This is a genomic window from Streptomyces sp. NBC_00435 (genome assembly GCF_036014235.1).
Lineage (GTDB): Bacteria > Actinomycetota > Actinomycetes > Streptomycetales > Streptomycetaceae > Streptomyces.
In genome coordinates this window covers 3,091,074-3,116,441 of record NZ_CP107924.1, presented here as the reverse complement: position 1 = coordinate 3,116,441, position 25,368 = coordinate 3,091,074, and the positions used below count along the sequence as shown (strand labels likewise).

Below are 25,368 nucleotides of genomic sequence, written 5' to 3'. Positions count from 1 at the left end.
GCGTGTCGGATGCGCTGATTTCTTTGGACGGGGTCGAGAAGGTCTTTGACGTACGGCGCCGCGTGGGCCTGATGCGTCGGGAGAAACGGCAGGTCAGGGCCGTGGACGGGATCAGCTTCGAGGTGGCGCGCGGTGAGATGGTCGGCTACATCGGGCCCAACGGCGCCGGCAAGTCGACCACGATCAAGATGCTGACCGGCATCCTCACGCCGAGCGGCGGCCGGCTGCGCGTCGCCGGCATCGACCCGGCGCGGGAGCGGCTGCGCCTCGCGCACCGGATCGGGGTGGTGTTCGGGCAGCGCACGACGCTGTGGTGGGACCTGCCGCTGAAGGACTCGTACGGGCTGATGCGGCGGATGTACCGGATCCCGGCGGCGCGGTTCGCGGAGAACATGGAGCGCTGCGTGGACCGGCTCGACCTGGCCGACCTGCTCGACGTACCGGTACGGCAGCTGTCGCTGGGGCAGCGGATGCGCGGGGACATCGCGGCGGCGCTGCTGCACGATCCCGACGTGTTGTATCTGGACGAGCCGACGATCGGGCTGGACGTGGTGAGCAAGGCGAGCGTACGGAGCTTCCTGCGGCAGCTGAACGAGGAGCTCGGCACCACGGTGCTGCTGACCACCCACGACCTCCAGGACATCGAGCAGCTGTGCGAGCGGGTGATGGTGATCGACCACGGGCGGCTGGTGTACGACGGCTCGCTGGGCGGGCTGCACACGGCGGGCGGGGCGGGGGAGAGCGAGCGGACGCTGGTGGTGGACCTGGAGCGGGAGCTCGCGCCGATCGAGGTGGCGGGGGCGCGGGTGGTGAAGGTGGAGGGTGCCCGGCAGTGGCTGGCCTTCCCGGCGAGGGCTTCGGCGGCTCCGCTGGTGGCTGCGGTGGCGGCGCGGTATCCGCTGCTGGACCTGTCGGTGCGGGAGCCGGACATCGAGGACGTGATCGCGCGGATGTACGCGGGGCGGGGGTAGGCCGCCCAGCGGAAGCGGGCCGGCGGGCCGTCCAGGGGGCTTCACCCGAGGAGGGCCGCGTTGATCTGCCGCGTGGTCTGTGCGGCGACCCGGGGGTCGGTGGCGGCGTGGGCGGTGTAGGCGTTCAGGCCGGTGGCCAGGGCCCAGCCGCGGCCCCGTAGCCAGGTGGCGTCGTCCGTGCCGAGCGCGTCGCGGAAGGCGGAGCGGCCGCGGGCGGTCATCAGGGTGAAGGCGATCATCAGGTCGCAGGCCGGGTCGCCGATGCCGAGGCCACCGAAGTCGATGACGGCGCTCGGGCGGCCGTCCGTGGCCAGCAGGTTCCCGGTGTGGAAGTCGCCGTGGAACCAGACGGGTGCCCGGCCCCATCCCGGGGCGCTCATGGCGGCGTCCCACAGCGCGGTCATCGCCCGGGCGTCGAAGACGCCGTCGACCTCGGCGATGGCGGACCGCGTCGCGCGGTCCCGGTCGGACAGTGACCACCCGCAGAGCCCGTCGTGGGCGGTCGCGGCCGGGACGGCCGCGGGCGCGAATCGTTGCAGGGCGGCCAGGAACCGTGCCAGCGCGACCGCGGCGGCGGAGGAATCGCCCAGTGCGTCGGCGGTCGCGACCTCGCCCTCCAGCCAGCGGGCCACCCCCCACGGCCAGGGAAGGCCGAGGCCCGGCTCGCCCACCGCGACCGGTACCGGGACCGCCAGGGGAAGGTGCGGCGCGAGCCGGGGCAGCCACCGGAACTCCTTCTCGGCCTGGCCGACGGCATAGGCGCTGCGCGGCAGTCGTACGGCCAGTTCCCCACCGAGCCGGTAGATCACGTGATCGGATCCGGCCGGGTCCACCAGCGTCAGGGGCAGTGCGGCCCACTGCGGGAACTGTGCGTCGAGCAGCCGCCTGACGAGCACGGCATCGATCGTGGGGCGGACCTCCGGCGTTCTCGCACTCACCACGGCAGCGACTCCTCTGCTTCTGCTCCTGATCCTGCTCCGGTTCCGGTTCCGGTTCCGTTCTCCGGCCGCGCGGCGGCGGTCGGTCCCATCGCAGCCCGTCCGGCCCCGCCGGTCAACCGATTTGCCGCTCATCGGTCCATCTGCGCACCTGGGGTGGGGTTACATCAGGGAGAACCCTGAGTCGGAGCCGGGTTCATGCCATACCAACTCCCGCGTCCGACTGCTTAGGCTGGTCCTCATGAGTGACGAGCGGCCTGAGAAGTCGTTGCCCGAGAAGCCGTTGTCCGAACGTCCGTTGCCCGAGAGGTCGTCGCCCGAGAGGCTGTCGCCCGAGCAGGCGCTGCCGGAGCTGAGGGCGTCGGACGCGGACCGGGAGCGGGTGGTGGACCGGCTGCGGGACGCCGTCGCCGAGGGCCGCCTCGACATGGACGAGTTCGAGGAGCGGCTGGAGGCGGCGTACACGTCCCGTACGTACGCGGAGCTCGAGCCGCTCACCCGGGACCTGCCCGCGCTCGGTACGGCTGCCCCGGTGGCGGCTGCCCCGGTCGGCCTGACGAAGGCCGCGCCGGCGGCGGGTCCGGACTCCGCGTGGCCCGCCCGGATCGTGGGCGGCGGCTCGGCGGGCGGCCCGGCCATGGCCGTCGCGGTCATGTCGGGCTTCCAGCGCAAGGGCAACTGGACCGTCCCCGCCCTTTTCCACGCGGTGGCGTTCTGGGGCGGCGGCGAGATCGACCTGCGCGAGGCGAACTTCGCGCAGCGCGAGGTCGTGATCAACTGCGTGGCCGTCATGGGCGGCATCGAGATCACCGTGCCGCCGGGCGTCGAGGTCGACGTACGCGGCATCGGCGTGATGGGCGCCTTCGACCAGCGCGACAGCCCCGGGCCGCTGCAGCCGGGGGCTCCGCGGGTGGTCGTGACGGGCTTCGCCTTCTGGGGCGGGGTGGAGATCAAGGTCAAGCAGCCGAAGTCGGCGCAGGTCCGCAAGGCGAAGCAGCGCAAGGAGCTGTAGGGCGGGGGTGGGGCGAGGGTCGGGGCGGGCGCGCCGGGGCGTCGCGGGCGCGGACTGAGACGGGGGACGCGGACGGCGCGCCGGGAACTCTCCAGGCGCCCCGGGAGTCGGATGCTATGCAGACAAAACCGGCGCCCGGGGGAAGGTAGGAGCACGTGGAGCAGGGCAGCACGACGAGGGCGACCACGGCGACGCCGGGGGACGCGGCCAATGCGGCGGGCCCCGCGGCCACGCCGAGTACGCCGACCACGTCACGGGGCGGCTTCGTGTTCAGCGAGGCGGACGAGGAGCGCCGGCGCGGTGTCCGCGGGATGAAGCGGACGGCCACCGGCCTGCTGATCCTGGTGGCCTTGGTCTACGTAGCGGCGAAATGGGCGGAGCGCGCGGGCGCGGGCGGCTGGACGGGATACGTTGCCGCCGGGGCCGAGGCGGGCATGGTCGGCGCGCTCGCGGACTGGTTCGCGGTCACCGCACTGTTCCGGCGGCCGCTCGGCCTGCCCATCCCGCACACCGCGATCATCCCGACCAAGAAGGACCAGCTCGGCGTCTCGCTCGGCGAGTTCGTCGGGGAGAACTTCCTCTCCGCCGATGTGGTGCGTACGAGACTGCACGCCCTCGGTATCGGTGGCAGGCTCGGCGCCTGGCTGGCCGAGCCCGCACACGCCGACCGGGTCACGGCGGAACTGGCCACCGCCCTGCGCGGGGCGCTGACGGTCCTGCGGGACTCCGATGTGCAGGCCGTCGTGGGCGAGGCGATCACGCGGCGGGCCGAGACGGCGGAGATCGCGCCGGGGCTCGGCAAGACGCTGGAGAAGGTCGTCGCGGACGGCGGCCACCACCGGGTGGTGGACCTGGTGTGCTCACGGGCGCACGACTGGCTGGTCACGCACGCCGAGTCGGTGGAGGCGGCGGTGCAGGGCGGGGCGCCCGGCTGGACCCCGCGGTTCGTCGACCGCAAGATCGGCGACCGGGTCTACAAGGAACTGCTCCGCTTCGTCCAGGAGATGCGGGACATGCCGGAGCACCCGGCGCGCGGGGCGGTGGACCGTTTCCTCGCGGACTTCGCGGTCGACCTCCAGTCGGACACGCAGACGCGGGCGAGGGTGGAGCGGCTGAAGTCGGAGATCCTGGCGCGCGACGAGGTGCAGGACGTGATCGCCTCCACCTGGTCGGCGGTCCGCTCGATGATCATCTCGGCGGCCGAGGACGAGCGCAGCGCGCTGCGCCTTCGCGTCCGCTCATCGCTGATGGCGCTGGGGGCCAGGCTGGCCACGGACGGCCGACTCCAGGACAAGGTGGAGGGCTGGACCGAGGGCGCGGTGGTGTACGTGGTCACCAACTACCGGACGGAGATCACCTCGCTGATCACGGACACGGTGGCGGGCTGGGACGCGGAACACACCTCGCGCAAGATCGAGGCCCACATCGGCCGCGACCTCCAGTTCATCCGCATCAACGGCACGGTGGTCGGCGCCCTGGCGGGCCTCCTGATCTACACCGTGTCCCGAGCGTTCGGCGCGTAGCGGGTAGCGCGGGAGCGGGGTCGGGGGGTCCGGGGTCTGCTGCCCGCTGCCCGCGGCCCGCTGCCCGCTGCCCGCGGCCCGCTGCCCGCTGCCCGCGGCCCGCTGCCCGCTGCCCGCGGCCCGCTGCCCGGCCCCCGCCGCCGGGCGCCTGGGTCGGTGCGTTCCGGGTTGGGGGTTCGGGGGGCGGGGGCGCGTGCCCGGGGCCGTGGCTCCTGCGCCTGGGGCTGCGGGTCTCTTGCCTGGGGTCGGAGGCTCCCGCGTCTGGGAGTTCGTGGGTCCCGAGTCCGGGGGGCGGTGGCGCCTGCGCCCAGGGGTCCGTGGGTCCCGAGTCCGGGGGTCGGTGGCGCCTGCGCCAGGATCCCGGCCGGCCCTGCCCGAGGGAAGTCCGGGTCGAGCTCCGGACGGGCAGGGCTCCGGGCTGGGGCGACCTCGGCGCTGGGCCCAGCTCCGCTCCCGCGCCCGGCCCAGCTCCGTGCCGGGACCGCTTCGCTCCGCGCTGCGGCCCAACTCCGCGTCAGGCCCCGCGCAGGTCCGTGTCGGGGTCCGCTTCGCTCCGCGCCAGGGCCCGGCCCCGCGCAGCTCCGTGCCGGGACCTGCTTCGCTCCGTGCCGGGACCGGCCCCGGATGGGGGCCGGGCGGGGCCCGGACCCGGGCCGGACCTCCCGGTAGAGCCCAGTCGGGAGGGCAGGCTTCCGGCGGGGGTCAGCCGCGGTCGGCGACGGCCCAGGACGCGGCGGCCACCACGCTCGCGGCGCCGATGACCGCCGGCCACGCGCCGACCTTCTTCGCCAGCGGGTGGGCCCCCGCGAAGCCGGCGAGGTACAGCGCGCCGAGCCCGGCCGCGGCGGGGGCGCCGCCGCGCTTGTGCCACTCGCGCCCGGCCACGACGCCCGCCGCGCCGAGTACGACACCGCCGAGCGGCCGCTTCTTGGTCCACCGCGCGACGGCGTACCCGCCGACCAGACCGGCGGCCGCCACCACAGAGCTCGGTACCCGTGCCATGCTGCCCAACTCCCTCAGATCATTGGTTCATACGCTCATACTGCTCACGCACCTGCTTGCCCCACGAGGCTAACTCGATCCCTTGACCACCCGTCGGGCGCCCAGCGCACCCAGTACCAGCACGGCCCCGCCGATCACCGCATCCGGGAGCGCGTCCCGTACGCCGCGCGGCAGTACCGCCACCACGCCCAGCACGAGCAGGAACGCGAGCCCGCACCCGCCGACGGCCCGAAGGAGTCTGTCCACGCCCTGTTCAACGCGGCCGCCCGGCCACCCGACACGGACCCCGCCGAGGGGATTTGTCGCACACTCGCCGGATCCGCGCGATGTCTGGCCAGGCAACCCGATGGGCATAAATTCAATCTCCCACCCAAAGGGGCAAACTACCTCAGCCACTTCCACCCCCTCCCACACCAGGAGCAAGGACATCGTGATCTGCTACGGACAGGCCGTCCTCGACCTCGCGGACGAACTGGTCGACGCCTACGCCGACGTCTTCTCCGCCCCGCCGTGGAACGAAGACGAAGAAACCATTCGCCAGTTCGCGGCCCGCCTGCCGGCGGATGCCCGACGCCGTGGTTTCCGTACCGCGCTCGCCCAGTCCGCCACCGGCATCGACGGCTTCGCCACGGGCTGGATCACCCCGGCCGCATTCCCGAAGAACCGCGCGTACGCCCAGGTCGCGGCGCAGCTCGGCCCGGCCCGGGTGAAGCAACTCCTCGCCGGGGCCCTGGAGATAGACGAACTCGCCGTACGCCCCTACGCGCGCGGCCGCGGCACCGGCCGGGCCCTCCTCACCGAGATCACCACCGACGCCCCGGACCGCCGCGCCTGGCTCCTGACCAGCCGGCTCGCCAAGGAAACGGTGGCCACGTACCGCCGCCTCGGCTGGCACGAGGTCGCGGCCCTGCCCGGCACGGAGACGGGCGTGATCGTCTTCCTCTCCCCGGACCACCCGAACCGCGCGGCGTAGGCCTCCCGCCGCAACCTTGCCGGGGGCGGCCCCTGGTCTTCCTCTCGGGAGCTCTCGACCGGCTCATCACCTGGGTCCGCAGTCGGCGCAACCGGACAGCGGAGCCGGCGCCGGCGCCGGAGCCGGCTGCCGAGGCCGAGGCCGAGGCCGAGAAGACCCGGGAGAAGGGGGCCGTCCACGGGACGGAACTGGTCTGACGAGGCGGAGCGCACAGGCTCACGGTCACCTGCCTGCTGGGCGGAGCGGGCATCACGGACCGGACCACCCATGGCCGCCACCCCCGACCAGGCCCGGCTACGCCGCCCACCCCTGACGCCCCCGGCCCGGTCGACGCAGCGCCGACCCCAGCACCCAGCCGGCACCACCCGCATGAAGCCCCACCCCCACACGCCTGCTTGCGCGGCCCCCTCCTGCCGGGGCCCGGGGCCCGGGGCGGTCAGGGGCCAGGCCCAACGCTCGGCCTGCGAGATCGGAATCGCGAGGACACGGGTTCCCTCCCACCGTCCCCGGAGGGCGCGCCCCGTACGGCTGGTTGCGCTGGGCGGCCCCTGCCGGGCCTGGGGTAGGGGCCAGGCTCTGGTGCTCGCCCCCTCGGACCCGAAGCGCGATGCCAGGCGGAACTTCCCGCCTCCCCGGGCCTCCACGGCAGGGCGCCAAGCCCAATGCTCGGCCTGCGGGATCCGAAACGTGACGGCACTGGTTCACTCCCGTCGCCCCCGGGAAGACGGCCCTTGCACGACTGCTTGCGTTGCACGGCGCGTTGCGGCCCCTGGCGTCGATGGCAGGCGGTCAGGTCTAGCGCTCCCCCCAAGGATCTGAAGAGCGACAACACTGGTTCCTACGCGCCGCCGCCCCGGGAAGGCACGCCCCCGCACGACTGCCTGCGTTGCACGGCGCCCGACGGCCCACCGCTCGACCCGCGGGACCCGCGGGACCCGAACGTGACGGCACCGGGCCCCTCCCCGTGGCAAGGGCCGCGCACACCCGCCAAGCACCCGGCCGCGAACCGCCACCGCACGGCGGAGCGCCGATCACGCGCCTCCAAGGCGCCCGAGGCCAGCCCAAAACATCACCTGGCGCGGTATCCGGACCACCCGGGCAGGGCATACCGCGCCCATGAACCCCACCACGCGCACCACCCCCGCGAGCCGCACGACCCCCTCGAACCAACCGGCGCACACCAAGAACGCCGCACGACGAACGGCCCCCGCCACGAACACCGCCCGACGAACCGCACCCGCCACGAACACCGCCCGCACCGCCCGCACCGCACAAGCCGCGAGCACCGCGCCGGCCGCCCAGGCCACGAACACCGCGCGGGCGGCACACCCCACGCCCACCACGGCCGCCGCACACCCCACGCCCACCACGCCGCCGCACACCCCACGCCCGCCACAACCACCACCGAGCCCAGACACCACCCGCTACCCACCCGTACCCCACCCACCGCCCGCCGGCAGCTCAACCTCGCCACCCGCCACCAACTCACCACCACGGCAGGCATCCCACCCGGCACGATCACCTCCCGCACCCGCCCCGGCGGGCCCTGGCAGCGGCTGCTGCCCAGGGTGTACCTCCTGCAGACCGGGCCCCCGGACCACCGCCAACGCGCCCTCGCCGCCGTCCTGTACGCCGCCGAGCCCGGCTCCGACCCGCTCTCCGGCGACACCGCGGCCCTCACCGGCGGGGCCGCCCTCGCCCTCCTCGGCATCCGCGAAGCCACGTACACGCCCGCCGACGTCCTGATCCGCGCCCCGCGCCGGCTGGCCGGGGCGCCGGAGGTGCGGCCCTTCCCGACCGCCCGTTGGCCCCGCACGATCACCGTCTGCGGCATCCCGAGCACCCGCCCGGTCCGCGCCGCCGCGGACTTCGCGGCCCGGACCGACCAGCCGGCGGACCAGATCCGCTCCGTCCTCGCCCGTGTCGTCCAGTCCGGCTGGTGCCACCCGCACGACCTGCACACCGAACTGCGTGCCTCCCGCCTCCTGACCCGTCCCGCGATCCGCGCGGCCGCGGCGGAACTCCTCGCGGGGGTCCGCTCGGTGGCGGAGGCCCAGGCCCGTGACACCCTCTCGGCCACGGACCTCCCGACCCCGCTGTGGAACGCCCGCCTCCACACCCCCGACGGCACCTTCCTGGCGAGTCCGGACGCGTACTGGCCTGACGAGGGCGTTGCGCTGGAGATCGACTCGGCGGAGTACCACTACACCCGTGACTCCTGGCATGCCACCCTTCGCCGCCGCCTCCGCCTGGAGTCCCACGGCATCCTGGTGGTCAGCGCCACCCCCTCGATGATCAGGGACACCCCGGACGAAGTCATCGCGGCCCTCCGCACCTTCCTCACCCTGGCCACCACCCGCCCCACCCCACCTACAGCCCTGGCCCGTGGCCACCAACAGCTCTTACTGCCCCTGTAGTTGATGCTAAAAGATGACCGATTTCGATCGGGGGTGACTATGCTGATGTGATGACGGTTGTGCGAGTTGTAGGCCATATCGACGGAATTGAACTCGGTTCTGTGCTTCGGCGGCGCAGGGACGTCTTCGACGCGCGCCTCCATGGCGATCTGCAGCGGGGGATCTCGAAGCTCAAGGATGAGGACGGCGCATTCGTTTCTGATGCGATCGTCCTCAACGGCGGATATCTCGATGATGACGACTCCTGGCACGAGATTCTCTACACGGGAGCTTCTCCCGATGCGGACCGCGATCCACAGACCAAGCGGCTCAAGGTGAGCCAGAGCTGGGATTACGCAGACAATGCCGCGTTGAAGCTTAGCTACGAGCGTGGGCACCCGATTCGGATCCTTCGTGGGCACAAGGGGGACGATCGGTATTCGCCCCGTGAGGGCTATCGGTACGACGGCCTTTACCGCATCACTCAGGCTCGCACGGGCACTTCCGGCACGCCGGGTCTGGCTGGTGAGCCGATCGCCATTTGCCAGTTCGTCCTCGAGCGTATTCAGGAATCCGATCAGGAACTCACGGCGGTGGAACGCACACTCACCGAACTTCCCGGGTTCAGTGATGTGGAGAAGATGCCGGAGACGCGGACCGTTCAGGTCCAGCGCATGATTCGCGATACGGCGGCTGCTCGCCGTATTAAGGATCTGTACGAGGGGCAGTGTCAGACCTGCGGGATCCAGTTGGTGGGAGCCAATTCCCGGCCGTATTGCGAGGGGGCCCACCTCAAGCCCCTGGCTGCACCTCACATGGGCCCCGATGTCGAGCGCAACATCTTGTGCCTCTGCCCAAACTGTCACGTGCGATTGGACATCGGGGCCATCTCCATCGGCGACGACTGGAGTGTGATCGAGCGAGTTTCTCCTTCGGGGGCGCGCACCACTCTGCCGCGGCTCCTGATGAAGAAGGGGCACGGCCTGCACCGGGCCTACGCCGCGTATCAGCGCGACTGGTGGGACTCCTTCGAGCGTGACCGGGCAGCAAACTAGCCCGTACTTCCCCGCCGCCCGCGCCCCGCGCCCCGCGCCCCGCGCCCCGCGCCCCGCCCCCCGGCCCTCAGGCTTCCTGTCTCGACGTCGGCTACGCAGTCCGCGGCTCGCCGTGGCAGGCCCCGTACCGTCGGCCCGAGGTGCACCAGCAGGGGGTGGTCGGGGTCGGGGGCCAGGGGGTGGCCTTGCCGCGGGCGGCCAGGGTGGTGGCGTACTCCGCCAGGAGGGACGGGGAGGACGGGGAGGTCTTCTCCGAGGCCGCGAAGGCTTCGTAGGACGGGACGTTCCCGGTGACGATGCCGAGGTTCGTCGTGCCCGAGGCGGCCAGGGCGCGCAGGGAGGCTTCGACCTGGGCCAGGTGGGCGTCGTGGGAGGGGTACTCCGCGGCCAGGGTGGGGTACGAGGTGAGGAGTTCCGACAGCTCGCGCGCCGGCCAGTGGAGGATCGCCACCGGGAACGGGCGGGAGAGCGCGGCGCGGCGGTCGCCGAGTTCGGCGCGCAAGCGGGCGATCTCGGCGCGGAGTTCGGCGGGATCGTCGGAGCCGAGGGCCCAGATGCGCTTGGGGTCGTGGAGTTCGTCCAGCGGGATCGGGCCGGTGTGCCGGGTGTCCGCGACCATGTCCCAGTCGTCGTGCGGGAGTCCGAGCAGGCGGCGTACGCGGTGGCGGCCGGTGAGGAGCGCGGTCGTGGCAGGGGTGAGCGGGGCGTTGTCCGGGGCCAGGAGGGTGGCGGCCTCCGTGAAGCACTCGTGGGAGTCCTGGAGTTCGTCGTGTGCTTCGAGGGCCTCGGCGATGACCTCCCACGGAGCGGGGTCCGTGGGGGCGGCCGCGCGGACGCCCTGGATGAGGGCGCGGGCCTCGGGCTCGTGGCCGTACTCCCAAAGGTTGGCCGCCTGGAGGGCCTTGATGAGGGAGGGGTCGGCCGGTGACGAGGAGAGGAGTTGGTCGTACAGCGCGCTGGCGCGGTCCCGTGCGTCGGCAAGTTCGAGGTGGGCCGCGGCCTGGAGGAGCAGGGGCTCCTGGTCCTCGGGGTAACGGGTCGCCGTGCGGATGAGGCGCTCGGCTTCGGCGATGTGCTCGGCAGGCGTGTCAGGGCGCATGGTTCACACCGTACTGCCGCTGGTCAGTTGGCGGGGGAGGACTTAAGGTGCCGCCCGTGCGAGATCACGTGCGGGTCGTGGTGCAGGGGAAGGACCGGCGGTCGCGCCGGGCCGGTCTCGCGGGGGTGCTGTGGGCGGCCGGTGAACTGGCCGTCACCGTAGGCGTGGTGGTGTTGTTGCTGGTGGTGCACCAGGTGTGGTGGACCAACCGGCAGGCCCTCACCGCCGCCCACGAGAAGGTCAGGGAGCTGGAGGGCGGGTGGTCCGACCTTCCCCCTCCCGGTTCCGGTGAGTCCGGTGATGCCGGGGTTTCCGGTGGTGCGGGGGACCTCGGCGACTCCGGCGGTTCCGATTCCGACCTCGGTTCCGGTTCCGGCGGTCCTTCCGGGTCGTCCGGGTCGTCCGGGTCGTCCGGCGGAGCCGGCGCCGCCAAGCCGCCGCCGCGGGAGTCCGCGTACGGCGTCCTGCGCATCCCGCGCCTGGGCGTCGTCGTGCCCGTCGCCCAGGGGGTCGACAAGCGGTCCGTCCTGGACAAGGGGTACGCCGGGCACTACACCGGAACCGCGCAGCCCGGCGCCGAGGGGAACTTCGCCGTCGCAGGGCACCGCAATACGCACGGGGAGCCCTTCCGCTACATCAACCGGCTCAGGGCCGGTGACGAGCTGATCGTCGACGTGCGGGGGAAGCGGTACGTGTACGTCGTGGGCAGGACGCTGGCGGAGACGACCGAGCGTGACACCGGGGTGATCGCACCCGTTCCGCGCAGCACCGTCAAGCCGGACGCCGGCTACAGCGAGCCCGGCGCGTACATCACGCTCACCACCTGCACGCCCGAGTACACGTCCAAGTACCGGCTCGTGGTGTGGGGAACCCTCAAGCGCTGATGTGCGGATGCGCGCGCGCACCGTAATGTGGGGCGGTGCGTCAGAAATGGGTGAAACGTCCGCAGTTGCTGTGGCTCGCCGTGCCGTTCGTGCTGTTCGTCGGAGCGCTGCCGCTGGTGAACCGGCTGGAGCCGGCGCTGGGAGGCGTACCGTTCCTGCTCCTCTGGTTCATCGGGGCGACCCTCCTGACCCCGCTCGCCGTCTGGCTGACCTGGCGCGGTGACCACCGGTGAGCGCGGCGGCCGTAGCGACCACCGTCTTCGCCGTGTTCATGGTGGCGACCGTCGCGCTCGGACTGCTCGCGGTGCGCGGGCGCGGCGGGGGCGGCGGCGGTCTCGCCGAGTGGTCGGTGGGCGGGCGTTCGCTGGGCACGGTGTTCATCTGGGTGCTGATGGCGGGCGAGGGGTACACGAGCTTCAGCTACCTCGGCGCCGCCGGCTGGGGGTACAACTACGGCGCCCCCGTGATGTACGTCGTCGCGTACATGTCCTGCGGCTACGCCGTCGGTTACGTCGTCGGGCCGATGCTGTGGGACTACGCGCGCCGCCACGGCCTCGTCGGCATCACCGACATGGTGGCCCACCGCTACGGGCGCCCCTGGCTCGGCGCGGTCGTCGCGGTCCTCGCCACCGTCTTCCTGCTCCCCTACATCCAGCTCCAGATCACCGGAATGGGAGTGGTGGTCTCGACGGTGACCTACGGGGCGGTGTCCCTGGAGTGGGCGTACTTCATCGCCTTCGCCGTCACCACCGGCTTCGTCGTCGTCAGCGGACTGCGCGGCAGCGCGTGGGTGTCGGTTCTCAAGGACGTGCTGGTCATCGGCACGCTCGGCTTCCTCGCCGTGTACGTGCCCGTCCACTACTTCGGGGGCTACGGAGAGCTCTTCGACCGGCTCGCGACCGAGCGCCCGCAGTGGCTGACGCTCCCGGGCGCGGGCAGCGGGGAGGGCGGGCGCGGCAAGCTCGGGGTGGCGTGGTTCGCGTCCACCACCGTGCTGAACGCGCTGACCGTGGTCATCTTCCCGACCACCGTGGCGGGGTACCTGGGCGCCCGCAACGCCGACGCGCTGCGCCGCAACGCCATCCTGCTGCCCGCCTACAACGTGCTGCTCTTCGTGCCGATGGTGCTGGGCATGGCCGCGCTGTTCGTCGTACCGGGGCTGGCGGGTGCCGAGTCGAACCTGGCGCTGTTCAAGCTGGTCGTGGACTCCCTGCCGGCGTGGGCGGTGGGTGTGATCGGAGTGGCGGCGGCACTGTCGTCGATCGTTCCGATGGCGGTGTTCATGCTGGTCATCGGCACGATGTGGGGACGCAGCGTGCTCTCGCTCGCGCCGCGCTGGAGCTCGGGCGAGCGGCAGAAGCTCGCCTCGCAGCTGGTCGTGGTCGCGGCCGGGGCGATCGCGCTGGTCCTGACGTACATCGCGCCGAACACGCTGGTGAGGCTCTCGCTGATCTCCTACGAGGGCATGGCGCAGCTGGTACCGATGCTTCTGCTGGGTCTGGTGTGGCGCAGGCTCACGGTGGTGGCCGCGGTGAGCGGGCTGGCCGCCGGGGTCGCGGTCGTCTGCGGGCTGGTCTTCACGGGGAACGACCCGGTGCCGTCGTGGGGCGTGAACGCGGGCATGCTCGCCCTCGCCGTGAACCTGGCGGTCGCGCTGACGGTGAGCCGGCTGGGGGCGGGGGCGGGGGCGGGGGCGGGGAGTGCGGCGGGGGACGGGCGGCCGGACGAGGAGGTGCTGGCGCGCGATCCGCTGCCCCCGTCCTCGCCCGCTGTCAGTGGGTCTGGTTAGTATCGATTCCGAGTACTGGAACTCGTACGAGAGTTCGTGCGCGGGAGCGGGAGGGGAGGTTCGCATGGCAGAGCACGGCGGTCTTCGCCCGGCGCGGTTCACGCTGCCCTCCGCGACGCCCGCCCGGCTGCTGTCCCTGCTGGCGTCGCTCGTGCTGCTCGGCGGGTTCCTCGGGCTCCTCGGGCCGTTCGCCGGGGAGGGCGGGCTCGGAGCGGTCGTGGTCGTCCTCGCGACGACCCTCGCCGTCGGTGCCTCGGTGCTGGCCGCCCGGCTGGTCCGGCCCGTCCCGCCCCACCGCATACGTACCGCGATCCGTGATCGCGAACAGCGCACGGCATTCCTGCCGCAGCGCGATCCCGACGCTTCGGGCCGGTCGCGGCCCAGGGCTCCCGGCCGTCCCGTCCCGACGGCCGCGTAGGGGCGCGCAGCTCCTTCCTGTCTGTCGCTCATCTCCGCCTGTCACTGGTGCTCAGCGGGGATGAGTGGTGATCACTGTTGCCGCCCATCGCGGGTCGTCACGCCGAAAACGCATCTCTTTCGACGTTCGACGAGACCCCTCGGAGGGCCCACGTGTCCGTTTTCATTCATCTTGTCGCTCTGCTGGGCCGGTTCCTGGAGCCGGTGCTGGCCGAGTCCGCGACCGCTGCCGCGATCGTGCTGTTCACCGTGCTCGTACGGCTCGCGCTGCACCCGCTGAGCCGGGCCGCCTTCCGCGGGGCGACCCCGGTGGCGGGCTGCCTGCCCGTGCTGCTCCAGCTGCCGGTCTTCTTCGTGATGTACCGGGCGTTCTCCTCGGCGGAGATCGGCGGCGCCGCCAACGAGTTGCTCGGCCACCGGCTGTTCGCCGCGCCGCTGGGGGACCGGTGGGGCGACGCGCTCGGGGACGGCGGCCTGTTCGGGGCGCGGGGGCTGGTGTTCCTCGGGCTGTTCGCGGCCATCGCGGCGGTGGCCGCCTGGAGCGCGGTGCGCGGGCGCAGGGCCGCGGCGCTGACGGCTGCCGCCGCGGAGGTTGCCGCTGCCGAGGCCAAGGCCGCCGGGGCCAAGGGCGGCAGGGCCAAGCGGGCCGGGGGCAAGGGCACCGGGGTCAAGCCTGCCGGGGCCGCGTCCGGGGCCGCGTCCGCCGCGCTCGGGGCCGGCGTCGTCGTGAGTGCCGAGCAGCAGGAGGTCATGCGCAAGCTGGGCGGCGTACTGCCCCTGCTGTCGTTCGGGACGCTGGTCACGGCCGGCCTGGTGCCGCTGGCCGCCGGGCTGTACCTGGTCACCACCACCGCCTGGTCGGTGGCCGAGCGGGCCTGGCTCCAGCACCGCAAGGAGCGGGCCGGGCTGGTGGCAGCCGGAGCTGAACGTTCCGCCATGTGAACAGGGTCTTGCGGATGAGGCCGTCATCTTGGAGGATCGACCAATCCTCCGATGGCCGCAACCCATCGTCCGGCCCGGGGCATGCCCATGGGCCGACCACCCTCGACCACGGGAGAATGCCCATGAAGCTGCTGCGTGTAGGACCCGTCGGGTCGGAGCGCCCCGCGCTGCTCGACCAGGACGGGACCCTGCGGGACCTGTCCGGCCTGATCACGGATGTGGACGGCGCGCTGCTCGCCGACGACTCCGTACTGTCCCGGGTACGGGACGCGGCCGGGTCCGGTGAGCTCCCGGTGTTGGACGCCGAGGGTCTGCGGATCGGGTCCGCGGTCGGCCGCATAGGCAAGGTCGTGGGCATCGGCCTCAACTACCACGGGCACGCGGCGGAGGTCGGCGCTGAGGCGCCGGCCGAGCCGATCCTGTTCCTCAAGGCCTCCGACACCGTGGCCGGCCCCGACGACACCGTGCTGATCCCGCGCGAGAGCGTCAAGACCGACTGGGAGGCCGAGCTCGGCGTGGTCATCGGCGCCACCGCCCGCTACCTGGCCTCCCCCGAGGAGGGCCTCGCCCACGTAGGCGGGTACGTGCTGGTCAACGATGTGACGGAGCGCGCGTTCCAGACCGAGCGCGGCGGCACCTGGGACAAGGGCAAGAACTGCGAGACCTTCACGCCGCTCGGCCCCTGGCTGGTCACCGCGGACGAGATCGCGGACCCGCAGGCGCTGGACGTGAAGCTGTGGGTCAACGGTGAGCTCAAGCAGGACGGCCACACCTCGGACCAGATCTTCCCGGTCGGCGAGGTCGTCCGGTACGTGAGCCAGTTCATGACCCTGTACCCGGGCGACGTCATCGTCACCGGCACCCCGGCCGGTGTGGCCGCGGGCCAGCCGGAGCCGAAGCCGTTCCTGCGGGCCGGGGACGTGGTGGAGCTGGAGATCGACGGCCTGGGCCGCCAGCGCCAGGAGTTCAAGAACGCCTAGCCGGTGCGGGCCGCGCGGCCCGTGGGGCTCGTGGGGCCCGTGGGGCTCAAGTGGAGGGGGCGGCGCCGTCGACGACGGCGCCGCCCCCTCCACGTAGGCCGGTCGGCCCCGGCCCCGGCCCCGGCAGTCCCGGCCCCGGCCCGGCCGGTACCGCCCGCGTCAGAGTTCCACGGTCCGCCCGTCCCTCGACGAGACGCGGGCCGCCTCCAGTACGTCCAGGCAGTGCGCCGCCTCCAGTGCCGTGACGGGCGCCGGTCCGCCCTCGCGCAGCGCCGCCGCGACGGCCGCGTAGTACGCCGGGTAGTCGCCCGGCACGGTCCGTACCGGAATGCCCCCGCCGGTCAGCGGTGATTCCCCGGAGCCCAGCCGGCCCCACAGGTGCTCGGGCTCCTCACCCCAGGCGCGCTCGGGGTCGCCGGGGCGCAGGCCCTCGCGCAGCGCCCCCTCCTGCGGGTCGAGGCCGTACTTGACGTAGCCCGCGCTGGAGCCCAGTACGCGCAGACGCGGACCCAGCTGGGCCGTGGTCGCGCTGACGTAGAGGTGGGAGCGGACCCCGCCGGCGTGGGTGAGGGCGATGAAGGTGTCGTCGTCCGCCTCGGCGCCCGGGCGGCGGACGTCGGTCTCCGCGTAGACCCGTACGGCCGGACCGAACAGCACCAGCGCCTGGTCCACGACATGACTGCCGAGGTCGTACAGCAGCCCGCCGATCTCCTCCGGGGCGCCGGACTCCCGCCAGCCGCCCTTGAGCTGCGGACGCCAGCGCTCGAATCGGGACTCGAAGCGCTGGACCTCGCCGAGCTCGCCGTCGTCGAGGAGCCGGCGCAGGGTGAGGAAGTCGTTGTCCCAGCGGCGGTTCTGGAAGACCGACAGGAAGGTCCCGGTCCGCTCGGCGAGCGCGGCCAGCCCGCGTGCCTCGGCGGCGGTGGCGGCGAGCGGCTTGTCCACGACCACCGGGATGCCGGCGGTGAGGGCGGCGGTGGCGAGCGGGACGTGCGTCTTGTTGGGGGAGGCGATGACGACGAGATCGGGTGCGGGGCTCTGCTCGAGGAGCTCGGTGGCGGTGGCGGCGATCCGGACGTCCGGGTAGGCCTCGCGGGCCTGGGCGGCGCGGCCGGGGTCGGAGGTGACGACGGTGTCGAGGACGAGCCCGTCGGTCGCGGACACGAGCGGGGCGTGGAAGACGGAACCGGCCAGTCCGTAGCCGACGAGTCCGACGCGGAGGGGGGTGGTGGGGGTGACGGGGGCGGTGTCGTTCATGGGAACCACTTTGGCAACAGTGTTGCCTAAGTGCAAGGAGGGTGGACAATGGCCAGGTGGACAGCAGTAGCGGGTGCGGTGCGGGCGGCGGGGGCAATGCGTAACGGCGGAGGCGGAGGCGGTGGCGCGAGCGGCGTGAACCTGCCGGTGCTGCGCGGGCACAACGACGCCCTGGTACTGGACCTCCTGCGCGGCGCCGGTCCCGCCGGACTCGGCCGCGGGGACCTCGCCACCCGTACGGGTCTCACCCCGCAGGCCGTCAGCAAGATCACGGCGCGGCTCCGGGACGAGGGCCTGGTGGCCGACGCCGGTCGGGAGCCGTCCACGGGCGGCAAACCGCGCACGCTGCTGAGGCTGGTGCCGCAGGCGCGGTACGCGGTCGGGGTGCATCTGGACCGCGACGAGCTCACGGCGGTACGGGTCGACCTGACGGGTCACGTCGTCGCCGAGCGGCGGAGTCCGCTGGACTTCGGGGCCGGCCCGGACACGGTGGTGGAGGAGGCGGTACGGGCGGTCGCGCGGGTGTGCGCCGACGGGCCGGTCCCGGGCGTCCTCGGCGTCGGCGTGGCCGCGCCGGGGCCGCTGGACTGGCGGACGGGGGTGCTGGGACGGGTGACGGGACACCCGGAGTGGGAGGGGTACCCGTTGCGGGAGGTGCTGGAGGGGCGGCTCGGGGTCCCGGTGCGGGTGGACAAGGACACCAACGCGGGGGTGGCGGGCGTGGCCGCCTCCGGGGACGAGGCCGTGGCGTACGTGCACGTGGGCACCGGACTGGGGGCAGGACTCAGGCTGGCCGGCGGTGAGGTGTACCGGGGGCGGCGCTCGGCGGCGGGGGAGTTCGGGCACCAGGTGCTGCGCCTGGACGGGCCGCCCTGCCGGTGCGGGGGGCGCGGGTGCGCGGAGGTGCTGTGCCTGGACGCGGTGGCGGAGGGCCGGCCCGCGGAGGCGGCCCGGATCGTGGGGGAGGCGGCGGCGAACCTGGTCGCGCTGCTCGACGTCGACCGGGTGCTGCTCGGGGGCCGGGTGGTGGCGGCCGCGCCGGCGGTGTTCCTGGAGGGGGTGCGGGCGGTGGTGGCGGTGCGGTGCCTCGTGCCGGGCGGCGTGGCCGTGGACCTCGCGGGGGTCGGGGTTGCGGAGGGGGCGGCGGAGCTGGTGCTCGCGGGGGTGTTCGGGCGGGGCGACTGACGGCCGCCGCCGGGGCTGCGGCTCCGGGGCACCCCGCCGGGCTCGCCCCCGCGCGCCCCCCGTGCCCGCCCCGCCGGTCCGGTCCGGCGGCGCCCGGCCCCGCCGTGCCCTCCGAACGCCGCAGCCCGCCGCGAGGCCCCTGGTCCGGGCCCCGGGGGAGCCCAGGAGCGGCTGTCCGCCGAATGGAGGGAAACCGGGAGGACTCGGGCGTGGTGCTGGACAGGGGGTCGTGGGGGCATGGGAGGGTGCGGGCAGGGCCGGGGTGATTGTCACCTCGTCCGACAATCGGCCCCACCGTTCGTTCCATCGTCGGCGAGTAGCGAAGGTCTTCCATGCGACTGCGCACAGCACGCAAAGCCCTTGCCCTCACCGCCGTTCTCGTCGCCGCCGCCGCTCCCACCGCGGCCGCGGACATCGGTGCCGGGGGCGGGGCTCGCCCCGCCCCCGCGCTGCCCTCGCGGGTTGAGGCCACTTGCGGGGACGGGAAGAGCACGCAGTTCCCCATCGGCGCCCGGATCCGGGGCGGCCCGGCCGTGTACCGGACCGGCGGTGACGCGCAGACCTGGTACCTCGACCTCACGAACACCACCGCCACGCAGTGCACGGCCATCCACCCCGTCGTGGTCTTCACCGACAAGGCCCACGCCCTGCGGCCCGCCCATTTCCGAATGGAGTTCGCGGCCCCCGGCGCTCCGACCGGGACCTTCCCCGTCAGCCTGGAGCGCACCGACCGGGACGAGATCGTCGCCGTATTCGACGGTGGCGACGCCTTCTCCGGCTTCGCCGTCGGGCCCGGCGGCGCCCTGACCGTCACCGTCCGGCTCGCCTTCGCCGCCGACGCCCCGCGCGGCGAAGCCGTCGCCGACGCCGCGCTCGTCCAGCGCAAGGGCGACGACGGGGACTGGGTCGGCGAGGCCGGCGGCTACCGGTTCGACATCCAGGGCCCGGACGCGGAGACCGGCGAGGCGGGAGCGCTGGCGCACACCGGCCGGGGCCGGGTTTCCTGGCTCTACGGGGCCGGCGCCGGCACCGCCCTGGCCGGCGGCGGCGCCCTCCTCCTCGGAGCCCGCCGCCTCCGGCGCGGTTCCGCCCCTGCCTGAGCCGCCGTCCGACCACGGAGCCCACCCGCCCCTGCCTGAGCCGCCGTCCGACCACGGCGGCCACCCGAGCCCCCCGCTCCTCATGGCCGTCGCGCCCGTGAACCGGACGCCGCCGCCCGTGACTCCGTGCCCGCCGGCTGGCCGACCCCGCGCCCCGCCCACGTAGAGTCCGGGGGTGGAAGAACCGACCGTGCACGCGCACCACCACCAGCCCGGCCTGCCCGTCCGCTCCGGGATTCCCGAGCACGGCCGCATCCCCAAGTACTACGCCGTCAAGGCCCGCATCGCCGGGCTGCTCGACGAGCTGGGCGAGGGTGGGGCGCTGCCCACCGAGCGTGATCTCGCCGAGCAGTACGAGGTCTCGCGCGAGACCGTCCGCCAGGCCCTGCGCGAGCTGCTGCTGGAGGGCCGGCTGCGCCGTTCGGGACGCGGCACCGTCGCCGCCGGGCCGAAGCTCGAACAGCCCCTGTCGCTGGCGAGTTACACCGAGGGCGTACGCCGCCAGGGCCGCACGCCCGGGCGGCATCTCATCGGCCTGGAGCGCTTCCCCTGCCCGGCCGGCGCGGCCCCGGGCATCGGCGCCGAGCCCGGTGAGCCGGTCTGGCACCTGGAGCGGGTGCTGCTCGCCGACGAGGAGCGGGTCGGGCTGGAGAGCACGTACGTCCGGGTGGCCCGCGCGCCCCGCCTCGACGTCGATTTCCAGCCGGACTCCTCCTTCTACGGGTACCTCCACGACAGCCTCGGCATCTCCTTCGGCGACGCCGACGAGAAGCTGGAGACGGTGCTGGCGACCCCCCGCGAGGCCCTGCTGATCGGTACCCCGCCCGCACTCCCGATGCTGCTCATCCACCGTTTCTCCCGGGACCTGGACGGCCGGCCGCTGGAGCGGGTGCGTTCGCTCTACCGTGGTGACCGGTTCAGCTTCACGACCCACCTGAGGTCCGAACAGCCCGCCTGAATCACCCGTACAAGGCGAAAAGGGGTGCAGTGGCATCACGAAATGATAACGGGTCTAGTCCAAACGTCGAGGCCTGTTCACCGGGACGTCGTCCGGGGGATCCTCCCGGGTCACGGGCCGCCGCCACCGTGGACCACGTGAGAGTCATAGTCGTCGGAGGCGGCGTGGTAGGCACCATGCACGCCTGGCAAGCAGTGGAACGCGGCCACGAGGTCGTCCAGATCGAGCGAGAGGCGGAGGCCCGCGGCGCGTCATTGCGTAATTTCGGCCAGATCTGGATCAGCGGCAGAGCCGGAGGCGAGGAGCTAGACACCGCCCTGCGGGCCCGTGAGCTCTGGGAGCGGATCGGCGAGCGGGTGCCCGGCCTGGGCTTCCGTGCCATCGGCTCCCTGACCCCCGTGCGCAATGCCCGCGAGTACGCCGTCGCCGAGGCGGCCGTCGCCCGTCCCGACGCGGCCGCCCGAGGCTACGAACTGGTCACCGCCGCGGAGGCCCGGGCGATCAACCCCGCGCTGCGCGGCGCGTTCGAGGCCGCCCTGTGGTGCGAGCGGGACGCGGCCGTGGAACCGCGCACCGCTCAGCTCCACCTGCGGGACGCCCTGCGCGCCTCCGGCCGCTACACCTTCCTCGCCGGCCGCGAGGTCCGCGAGGTCACCGGGCCCGGCGCCGTCCGCGACGACCACGGTGAGGTCCACCGGGGCGACGTCGTCGTCCTGGCCACCGGCGCCTGGCTCTCCGGCCTGGTCCGCGAGCTGGCGCCCGACCTGCCCGTGCGCCGCGTCCGGCTGCAGATGGTGCAGACCGGCCCGCTCGGCGAGACCCTGACGACCTCGGTCGCCGACGCCGACAGCTTCCGCTACTACCCCGCGTACCAGAGCGAGGCCCTCGACGAGCTCAACGCCGGGCAGGCCCAGGCCCCGATCGCGGCCGCGCACAAGATGCAGCTCCTGATGGTGCAGCGGCAGGACGGCGGACTGACCATCGGTGACACCCACGAGTACGAGCACCCCTTCGCGTTCGACACCCTCGAGGACCCGTACACGCACCTCACCGAGGTCGTCGAGTCGCTCCTGGGCCGCCCGCTGCCGCAGATCCGGCACCGCTGGGCGGGCGTGTACGCGCAGTGCACCGACACCACCCGCGTCGTCCACCGCCAGCAGGTGGGCGACGGCATCTGGCTGGTGACCGGACCGGGCGGCCGGGGCATGACCTGCTCGCCCGCCATAGCCGAGACCACCGCGAACGAACTGGGCTGGTAAGCGACATGACCGACAACACTCCCCACCGCACGACCCCCCACCGCGCGACCTCCGGCAAGCTGGTCGTCCTCGACATGGCCGGCACCACCGTCGCCGACGGCGGCCTCGTCGAGCGCGCCTTCGAGCGGGCCGCCGAGCGCCTGGGCGTGGAACCGGGCAGCCCCGACCACGCCGCCAAGCTCCATTACGTCCGCGACACCATGGGCGAGTCGAAGATCTCCGTCTTCCGTCACCTCTTCGGCACCGAGGACCTCGCCCGGCGCGCCAACTCCGCCTTCGAGCAGGCCTACGGATCGCTTGTGGACGGCGGCCTCGTCGCCCCGCTCCCCGGCGCCCGCGAGGCCGTCGAGAAGCTCCGTGCCGACGGCCGCACCGTCGTCCTGACCACCGGGTTCGCCCGCGTCACCCAGGACGCCATCCTCGACGCCCTCGGCTGGCAGGGCCTCGCCGACCTCACCCTGTGCCCCGCCGACGCGGGCGGTCGCGGCCGGCCCTACCCGGACATGGTGCTGGCCGCCTTCCTGCGCACCGGCGCCGTGGCCGACGTACGCGACACCGTGGTGGCCGGAGACACGGCGTACGACATGCTGAGCGGCGTGCGCGCCGGCGCTGGGATCGTCGCGGGCGTCCTCACCGGCGCCCACGACCGCGCGGCGCTCCAGGAGCACGGTGCGACCCACGTCCTGGCCTCCGTCGCCGAGCTCCCCGAAGTCCTGGACCAGGAGCGGGAGTCCGGCGCGTGAGCGGCATCCGCTTCGACTCCGTCTCGGTCGCCTACCACGGCACCACCGTGCTCGACCGGCTCGAGCTGACCGTCGAGCCCGGCGAGGTCATGGCGCTGCTCGGCCCCTCCGGCTCCGGCAAGACGACGGCACTGCGCGCGGTGGCCGGCTTCGTACGGCCCGCCTCGGGCCGGGTGCTGATCGGCGGCCGGGACGTCACCGCCCTGCCGCCGCACAAGCGGGGCATCGGCATGGTCGTCCAGCAGTACGCGCTCTTCCCGCACATGCGGGTCGAGGACAACGTCGCCTTCGGCCTCAGGGCGCAGAAGGCGCCCAGGGCCGAGATCCCCGGCCGCGTCGCCGAGGCCCTGGAGATGACCGGGATGGCGGCCTACGCCAAGCGCTACCCCCGGGAGCTCTCCGGCGGGCAGCAGCAGCGCGTGGCCATCGCCCGCGCGCTCGCCATCCGGCCCGGGGTCCTGCTGCTGGACGAGCCGCTGTCCGCGCTCGACGCCCAGCTGCGCTCCGGGATGCTGGCCGAACTGGCCCGACTCCACCGCGAGCTGCCGGAAGTCTCCATCCTCTACGTCACCCACGACCAGGTCGAGGCGCTGACCCTGGCCGACCGGATCGCCGTCATGGACCGGGCCCGGCTGCAGGACTGCGGCTCCCCGCAGGAGCTGTACCGGGCCCCGCGCACCGAGTTCACCGCCTCCTTCGTCGGCAACGCCAACCTGCTGCCCGTCACCGTGGTCGACGGGGGCGCCCTGTTCGCCGGGCGTCCCCTCGAGCTGGACCGCGGGCGTGCGGCCGTCGGCGCGAGCGCGACCCTGTGCGTACGGCCGCACCTGCTCGGCCTCGGTGCCGGCCCCAACGCGCTCAGCGGGACGATCACCGAGGTGCAGTGGCGCGGTTCGACCCACCGGCTCTACGTGGACATCGAGGGCCACCGGGTCAAGGCGGACCTGCCCGAACTGCGCGAGACGCCGGCGCTGGGCGACCACGTCACCCTGCACTTCGAGCCGCGGGACGCCGTTCTGCTGGCCGCGGGGGTGTCCGATGACTGAGGCGGCGCCGCGCACGGCGGCCGTCCCGGCGCAGAGCTCCGCCGAGCCCTTCGCACGCGGTGCGCAGGGCGGACCACGCGAAGGCACCCCCGGTATCGGCGCCGCCCCTGCCCCCGGCCCGGCTTCCCGCACCGCGACGGGGACGGACCGGCCGGCCGGTGTCTCCGGTCGGACGGCGTCCGACCGCCCCGCCGCCACGCCGGAGGGGCCCGCCTCCCGTACCGTGCCCGGCTGGCTGTGGGCGGTGCCTCCCGTCGCCGTGCTCGCGGCGGTGTTCCTCTACCCCCTCGCGCTGGTCGTCCGGCAGTCCCTGACCCCCGAGAACGGCGGCGGCGCCTTCGACGCCTACGCGTCCGTCTTCGCCTCGCACTCCTTCCGCGAGGCCCTCGGCACCACGGTCTGGCTGGCCGTCGGAGCCACCGCCGGCTGCCTGGTCCTCGGTTTCGCGCTCGCGCTCGTCATCGCCTTCGTCCCCTTTCCCGGGGCGCGCGCCGTCGCGAAGTTCATCGACGTCTTCCTCTCCTTCCCCTCCTTCCTCATCACCCTCGCCCTCCTCTTCGTCTACGGCACGGTCGGCATGGCCAACGGACTGTGGACCGGCGCCTTCGGGGTCGCGGACGGGCCCTTCCACTTCCTGACCACCCCGTGGGGAGTCCTCCTCGCGGAAGTCACCTACTTCACGCCCTTCGTCATGCGCCCGCTGCTCGCCGCCTTCTCCCAGCTGGACACCGCCCAACTGGAGGTGGCCTCCTCGCTCGGCGCGAAGCCCGGCCGCATCGTCCGCCGGGTGATCCTCCCCGAGGCCCTCCCGGCCCTCGCCGCGGGCGGCAGCCTCGTCCTGGTCATGTGCCTGAACGAGTTCGGGATCGTCCTGTTCACCGGGGCCAAGGGCGTCACCACGCTCCCGATGCTCATCTACGGCAAGGCGATCCTCGAATCCGACTACCCGGCCGCCTGCGTGGTCGCCGTCGTCAACATCGCGATCTCCGTCGGCCTGTTCGGCCTCTACCGGGTGGTGAGCAAGCGTGCTGGTGCATAGCAAGAGCGGCCGCTGGGCCGCCTGGAGCCTCTTCGGCCTCCTCTTCCTGCCCCTCTTCGCGCTGCCGCTCCTCGTGGTGGTGGCCGCCTCCTTCTCCACCCACTGGTCCGGCGCCTTCCCCTCCGGACCGACCACCGAGAACTACGCGGCGGCCGTCCGCGGCGAATCCCTCCAGGCCCTGACCACCTCACTGGTCACCGCGCTGGCCGCCAGCCTGATCGCGCTCACGGTCGGCACCTGGGCGGCGCTCGCCGCCGCCGGGCTGCGCGAACGGGGAAGGAGGTCCCTGGACGCGCTGTTCATGCTGCCGGTCGCCGTGCCGTCCGTGGTCGTCGGCCTCGCCGTGCTCGTCGCCTTCAGCAAGCCGCCGCTGCTGCTCAACGGCACCAGTTCGATCGTGATCCTGGCGCACACGATTCTTGTCACGGCGTTCGCCCACCAGTCGGTTTCGGCTGCCATCGTGCGTCTCGATCCCGCGTACGAGCAGGCGGCGGCCTCCCTGGGCGCCCGCCCCGCGTACGTGCTGTGGCGGGTCAGGCTTCCCCTCCTGCTGCCGTCGCTCACCGCGGCCGCCGGGCTCTGCTTCGCCCTCTCCATGGGCGAGTTGAGCGCCACGATGATGCTCTACCCGCCGGACTGGATGCCCCTGCCGGTCCGGATCTTCACCGCCACCGACCGCGGTTCGCTCTTCAGCGGCTCGGCCGTCGCCGTGGTCCTGATGGCCGCCACCCTGCTGGTCCTGCTGGCCGTCTCCCGCGTCCGCACCAGGGCCACGTACCGCTGAACGCTCGTGCTCAACG

Annotated in this window: 25 protein-coding genes; 20 read left to right on the top strand and 5 right to left on the bottom strand. The window is 73.4% G+C overall.

The window, feature by feature from the left end:
- Window positions 1-2: 2 nt before the first annotated feature.
- Entirely contained in the window at window positions 3-971 is a 969-nt protein-coding gene (locus OG389_RS14315; protein ID WP_328298866.1) for an ABC transporter ATP-binding protein, read from the top strand.
- 41 nt (window positions 972-1,012) lie between these two features.
- On the opposite strand, the gene OG389_RS14310 is transcribed toward OG389_RS14315, so the two are convergent.
- Window positions 1,013-1,912, bottom strand: a complete 900-nt coding sequence (locus tag OG389_RS14310) for an aminoglycoside phosphotransferase family protein (RefSeq protein ID WP_328298865.1) — start codon at window positions 1,910-1,912, stop codon at window positions 1,013-1,015.
- Between the two features lie 238 nt (window positions 1,913-2,150).
- Between OG389_RS14310 and OG389_RS14305 the strand changes: the two genes are divergently transcribed.
- Entirely contained in the window at window positions 2,151-2,921 is a 771-nt protein-coding gene (locus tag OG389_RS14305; RefSeq protein WP_328298864.1) for a DUF1707 SHOCT-like domain-containing protein, read from the top strand.
- Window positions 2,922-3,076: 155 nt separating this feature from the next.
- Window positions 3,077-4,444 (top strand): DUF445 domain-containing protein, encoded by a 1,368-nt coding sequence (locus OG389_RS14300; RefSeq protein WP_443059270.1) that lies wholly within the window; start codon window positions 3,077-3,079, stop codon window positions 4,442-4,444.
- Window positions 4,445-5,146: 702 nt separating this feature from the next.
- On the opposite strand, the gene OG389_RS14295 is transcribed toward OG389_RS14300, so the two are convergent.
- Together OG389_RS14295 and OG389_RS14290 are read right to left on the bottom strand one after the other, a co-directional pair.
- Entirely contained in the window at window positions 5,147-5,446 is a 300-nt protein-coding gene (locus tag OG389_RS14295; protein ID WP_328298863.1) for a hypothetical protein, read from the bottom strand.
- 69 nt (window positions 5,447-5,515) lie between these two features.
- The gene (locus OG389_RS14290; protein ID WP_328298862.1) at window positions 5,516-5,692 is read right to left on the bottom strand and encodes a hypothetical protein; all 177 of its coding nucleotides are present in this window, start codon (window positions 5,690-5,692) and stop codon (window positions 5,516-5,518) included.
- Between the two features lie 184 nt (window positions 5,693-5,876).
- On the opposite strand from OG389_RS14290, the gene OG389_RS14285 reads away from it, so the two are divergent.
- The 3 genes from OG389_RS14285 (at window position 5,877) to OG389_RS14275 (ending at window position 9,870) form a co-directional block, all read left to right on the top strand.
- On the top strand, window positions 5,877-6,419 hold the full coding sequence (locus OG389_RS14285) for a GNAT family N-acetyltransferase (RefSeq protein WP_328298861.1): 543 nt from the start codon (window positions 5,877-5,879) through the stop codon (window positions 6,417-6,419).
- A gap of 1,568 nt (window positions 6,420-7,987) precedes the next feature.
- Window positions 7,988-8,836: a hypothetical protein gene (locus tag OG389_RS14280; protein WP_328298860.1), complete on the top strand. Its 849-nt coding sequence runs from the start codon at window positions 7,988-7,990 to the stop codon at window positions 8,834-8,836.
- Window positions 8,837-8,886: 50 nt separating this feature from the next.
- Window positions 8,887-9,870: a YDG/SRA domain-containing protein gene (locus tag OG389_RS14275; protein WP_328298859.1), complete on the top strand. Its 984-nt coding sequence runs from the start codon at window positions 8,887-8,889 to the stop codon at window positions 9,868-9,870.
- Window positions 9,871-9,961: 91 nt separating this feature from the next.
- Here the strand turns inward: OG389_RS14275 and OG389_RS14270 are convergent, their stop codons facing one another.
- Window positions 9,962-10,969, bottom strand: coding sequence for a tetratricopeptide repeat protein (locus OG389_RS14270; RefSeq protein ID WP_328298858.1), 1,008 nt, complete (start codon window positions 10,967-10,969; stop codon window positions 9,962-9,964).
- 56 nt (window positions 10,970-11,025) lie between these two features.
- On the opposite strand from OG389_RS14270, the gene OG389_RS14265 reads away from it, so the two are divergent.
- The 6 genes from OG389_RS14265 to OG389_RS14240 all read left to right on the top strand — a co-directional run bounded on the left by OG389_RS14265 (window position 11,026) and on the right by OG389_RS14240 (window position 15,981).
- A complete protein-coding gene (locus tag OG389_RS14265; RefSeq protein WP_328298857.1) occupies window positions 11,026-11,853 on the top strand; it encodes a class E sortase in 828 nt (275 codons plus the stop codon).
- Window positions 11,854-11,888: 35 nt separating this feature from the next.
- Complete coding sequence (locus tag OG389_RS14260; RefSeq protein WP_328298856.1) at window positions 11,889-12,086, top strand: DUF3311 domain-containing protein; 198 nt, start codon at window positions 11,889-11,891, stop codon at window positions 12,084-12,086.
- Between the two features lie 38 nt (window positions 12,087-12,124).
- Entirely contained in the window at window positions 12,125-13,642 is a 1,518-nt protein-coding gene (locus tag OG389_RS14255) for a sodium:solute symporter family protein (RefSeq protein WP_328303769.1), read from the top strand.
- A gap of 64 nt (window positions 13,643-13,706) precedes the next feature.
- Complete coding sequence (locus OG389_RS14250) at window positions 13,707-14,060, top strand: DUF6412 domain-containing protein (RefSeq protein WP_328298855.1); 354 nt, start codon at window positions 13,707-13,709, stop codon at window positions 14,058-14,060.
- A gap of 152 nt (window positions 14,061-14,212) precedes the next feature.
- A complete protein-coding gene (locus OG389_RS14245) occupies window positions 14,213-15,001 on the top strand; it encodes a YidC/Oxa1 family membrane protein insertase (protein WP_328298854.1) in 789 nt (262 codons plus the stop codon).
- A 122-nt stretch (window positions 15,002-15,123) separates the two neighbouring features.
- The gene (locus tag OG389_RS14240; protein ID WP_328298853.1) at window positions 15,124-15,981 is read left to right on the top strand and encodes a fumarylacetoacetate hydrolase family protein; all 858 of its coding nucleotides are present in this window, start codon (window positions 15,124-15,126) and stop codon (window positions 15,979-15,981) included.
- Between the two features lie 159 nt (window positions 15,982-16,140).
- On the opposite strand, the gene OG389_RS14235 is transcribed toward OG389_RS14240, so the two are convergent.
- Entirely contained in the window at window positions 16,141-17,238 is a 1,098-nt protein-coding gene (locus tag OG389_RS14235; RefSeq protein ID WP_328298852.1) for a Gfo/Idh/MocA family oxidoreductase, read from the bottom strand.
- 96 nt (window positions 17,239-17,334) lie between these two features.
- Here OG389_RS14235 and OG389_RS14230 point away from each other — a divergent pair, with 96 nt between their 5' ends.
- The 8 genes from OG389_RS14230 to OG389_RS14195 all read left to right on the top strand — a co-directional run bounded on the left by OG389_RS14230 (window position 17,335) and on the right by OG389_RS14195 (window position 25,352).
- Complete coding sequence (locus tag OG389_RS14230; protein WP_443059269.1) at window positions 17,335-18,423, top strand: ROK family transcriptional regulator; 1,089 nt, start codon at window positions 17,335-17,337, stop codon at window positions 18,421-18,423.
- 332 nt (window positions 18,424-18,755) lie between these two features.
- Window positions 18,756-19,523, top strand: coding sequence for a hypothetical protein (locus OG389_RS14225; protein WP_328298850.1), 768 nt, complete (start codon window positions 18,756-18,758; stop codon window positions 19,521-19,523).
- A gap of 175 nt (window positions 19,524-19,698) precedes the next feature.
- Window positions 19,699-20,481 carry a GntR family transcriptional regulator gene (locus OG389_RS14220; protein WP_328298849.1) on the top strand — a complete coding sequence of 261 codons (783 nt, stop codon included), beginning with the start codon at window positions 19,699-19,701 and terminating at the stop codon, window positions 20,479-20,481.
- A gap of 137 nt (window positions 20,482-20,618) precedes the next feature.
- A complete protein-coding gene (locus OG389_RS14215; RefSeq protein ID WP_328298848.1) occupies window positions 20,619-21,740 on the top strand; it encodes a TIGR03364 family FAD-dependent oxidoreductase in 1,122 nt (373 codons plus the stop codon).
- 5 nt (window positions 21,741-21,745) lie between these two features.
- The gene (locus tag OG389_RS14210; protein WP_328298847.1) at window positions 21,746-22,483 is read left to right on the top strand and encodes a phosphonatase-like hydrolase; all 738 of its coding nucleotides are present in this window, start codon (window positions 21,746-21,748) and stop codon (window positions 22,481-22,483) included.
- Window positions 22,480-23,529, top strand: a complete 1,050-nt coding sequence (locus OG389_RS14205; protein WP_328298846.1) for an ABC transporter ATP-binding protein — start codon at window positions 22,480-22,482, stop codon at window positions 23,527-23,529. The genes OG389_RS14210 and OG389_RS14205 overlap by 4 nt, the downstream gene beginning before the upstream one ends.
- Window positions 23,522-24,568, top strand: a complete 1,047-nt coding sequence (locus tag OG389_RS14200; RefSeq protein ID WP_328298845.1) for a 2-aminoethylphosphonate ABC transporter permease subunit — start codon at window positions 23,522-23,524, stop codon at window positions 24,566-24,568. Before OG389_RS14205 ends, OG389_RS14200 begins: the two co-directional genes overlap by 8 nt.
- Complete coding sequence (locus OG389_RS14195) at window positions 24,555-25,352, top strand: ABC transporter permease (RefSeq protein WP_328298844.1); 798 nt, start codon at window positions 24,555-24,557, stop codon at window positions 25,350-25,352. Before OG389_RS14200 ends, OG389_RS14195 begins: the two co-directional genes overlap by 14 nt.
- The last annotated feature ends 16 nt before the right edge of the window (window positions 25,353-25,368 follow it).

What these genes read in the sequence shown, in the direction of transcription:
- OG389_RS14305 (WP_328298864.1), top strand. Translation starts at nt 2,151, where the DNA reads ATGAGTGACGAGCGGCCTGAGAAGTCGTTGCCCGAGAAGCCGTTGTCC.
- OG389_RS14295 (WP_328298863.1), bottom strand. Translation starts at nt 5,446, where the DNA reads ATGGCACGGGTACCGAGCTCTGTGGTGGCGGCCGCCGGTCTGGTCGGC.
- OG389_RS14275 (WP_328298859.1), top strand. Translation starts at nt 8,887, where the DNA reads ATGACGGTTGTGCGAGTTGTAGGCCATATCGACGGAATTGAACTCGGT.
- OG389_RS14270 (WP_328298858.1), bottom strand. Translation starts at nt 10,969, where the DNA reads ATGCGCCCTGACACGCCTGCCGAGCACATCGCCGAAGCCGAGCGCCTC.
- OG389_RS14255 (WP_328303769.1), top strand. Translation starts at nt 12,125, where the DNA reads ATGGTGGCGACCGTCGCGCTCGGACTGCTCGCGGTGCGCGGGCGCGGC.
- OG389_RS14250 (WP_328298855.1), top strand. Translation starts at nt 13,707, where the DNA reads ATGGCAGAGCACGGCGGTCTTCGCCCGGCGCGGTTCACGCTGCCCTCC.
- OG389_RS14240 (WP_328298853.1), top strand. Translation starts at nt 15,124, where the DNA reads ATGAAGCTGCTGCGTGTAGGACCCGTCGGGTCGGAGCGCCCCGCGCTG.
- OG389_RS14235 (WP_328298852.1), bottom strand. Translation starts at nt 17,238, where the DNA reads ATGAACGACACCGCCCCCGTCACCCCCACCACCCCCCTCCGCGTCGGA.
- OG389_RS14230 (WP_443059269.1), top strand. Translation starts at nt 17,335, where the DNA reads ATGCGTAACGGCGGAGGCGGAGGCGGTGGCGCGAGCGGCGTGAACCTG.
- OG389_RS14225 (WP_328298850.1), top strand. Translation starts at nt 18,756, where the DNA reads ATGCGACTGCGCACAGCACGCAAAGCCCTTGCCCTCACCGCCGTTCTC.
- OG389_RS14210 (WP_328298847.1), top strand. Translation starts at nt 21,746, where the DNA reads ATGACCGACAACACTCCCCACCGCACGACCCCCCACCGCGCGACCTCC.
- OG389_RS14200 (WP_328298845.1), top strand. Translation starts at nt 23,522, where the DNA reads ATGACTGAGGCGGCGCCGCGCACGGCGGCCGTCCCGGCGCAGAGCTCC.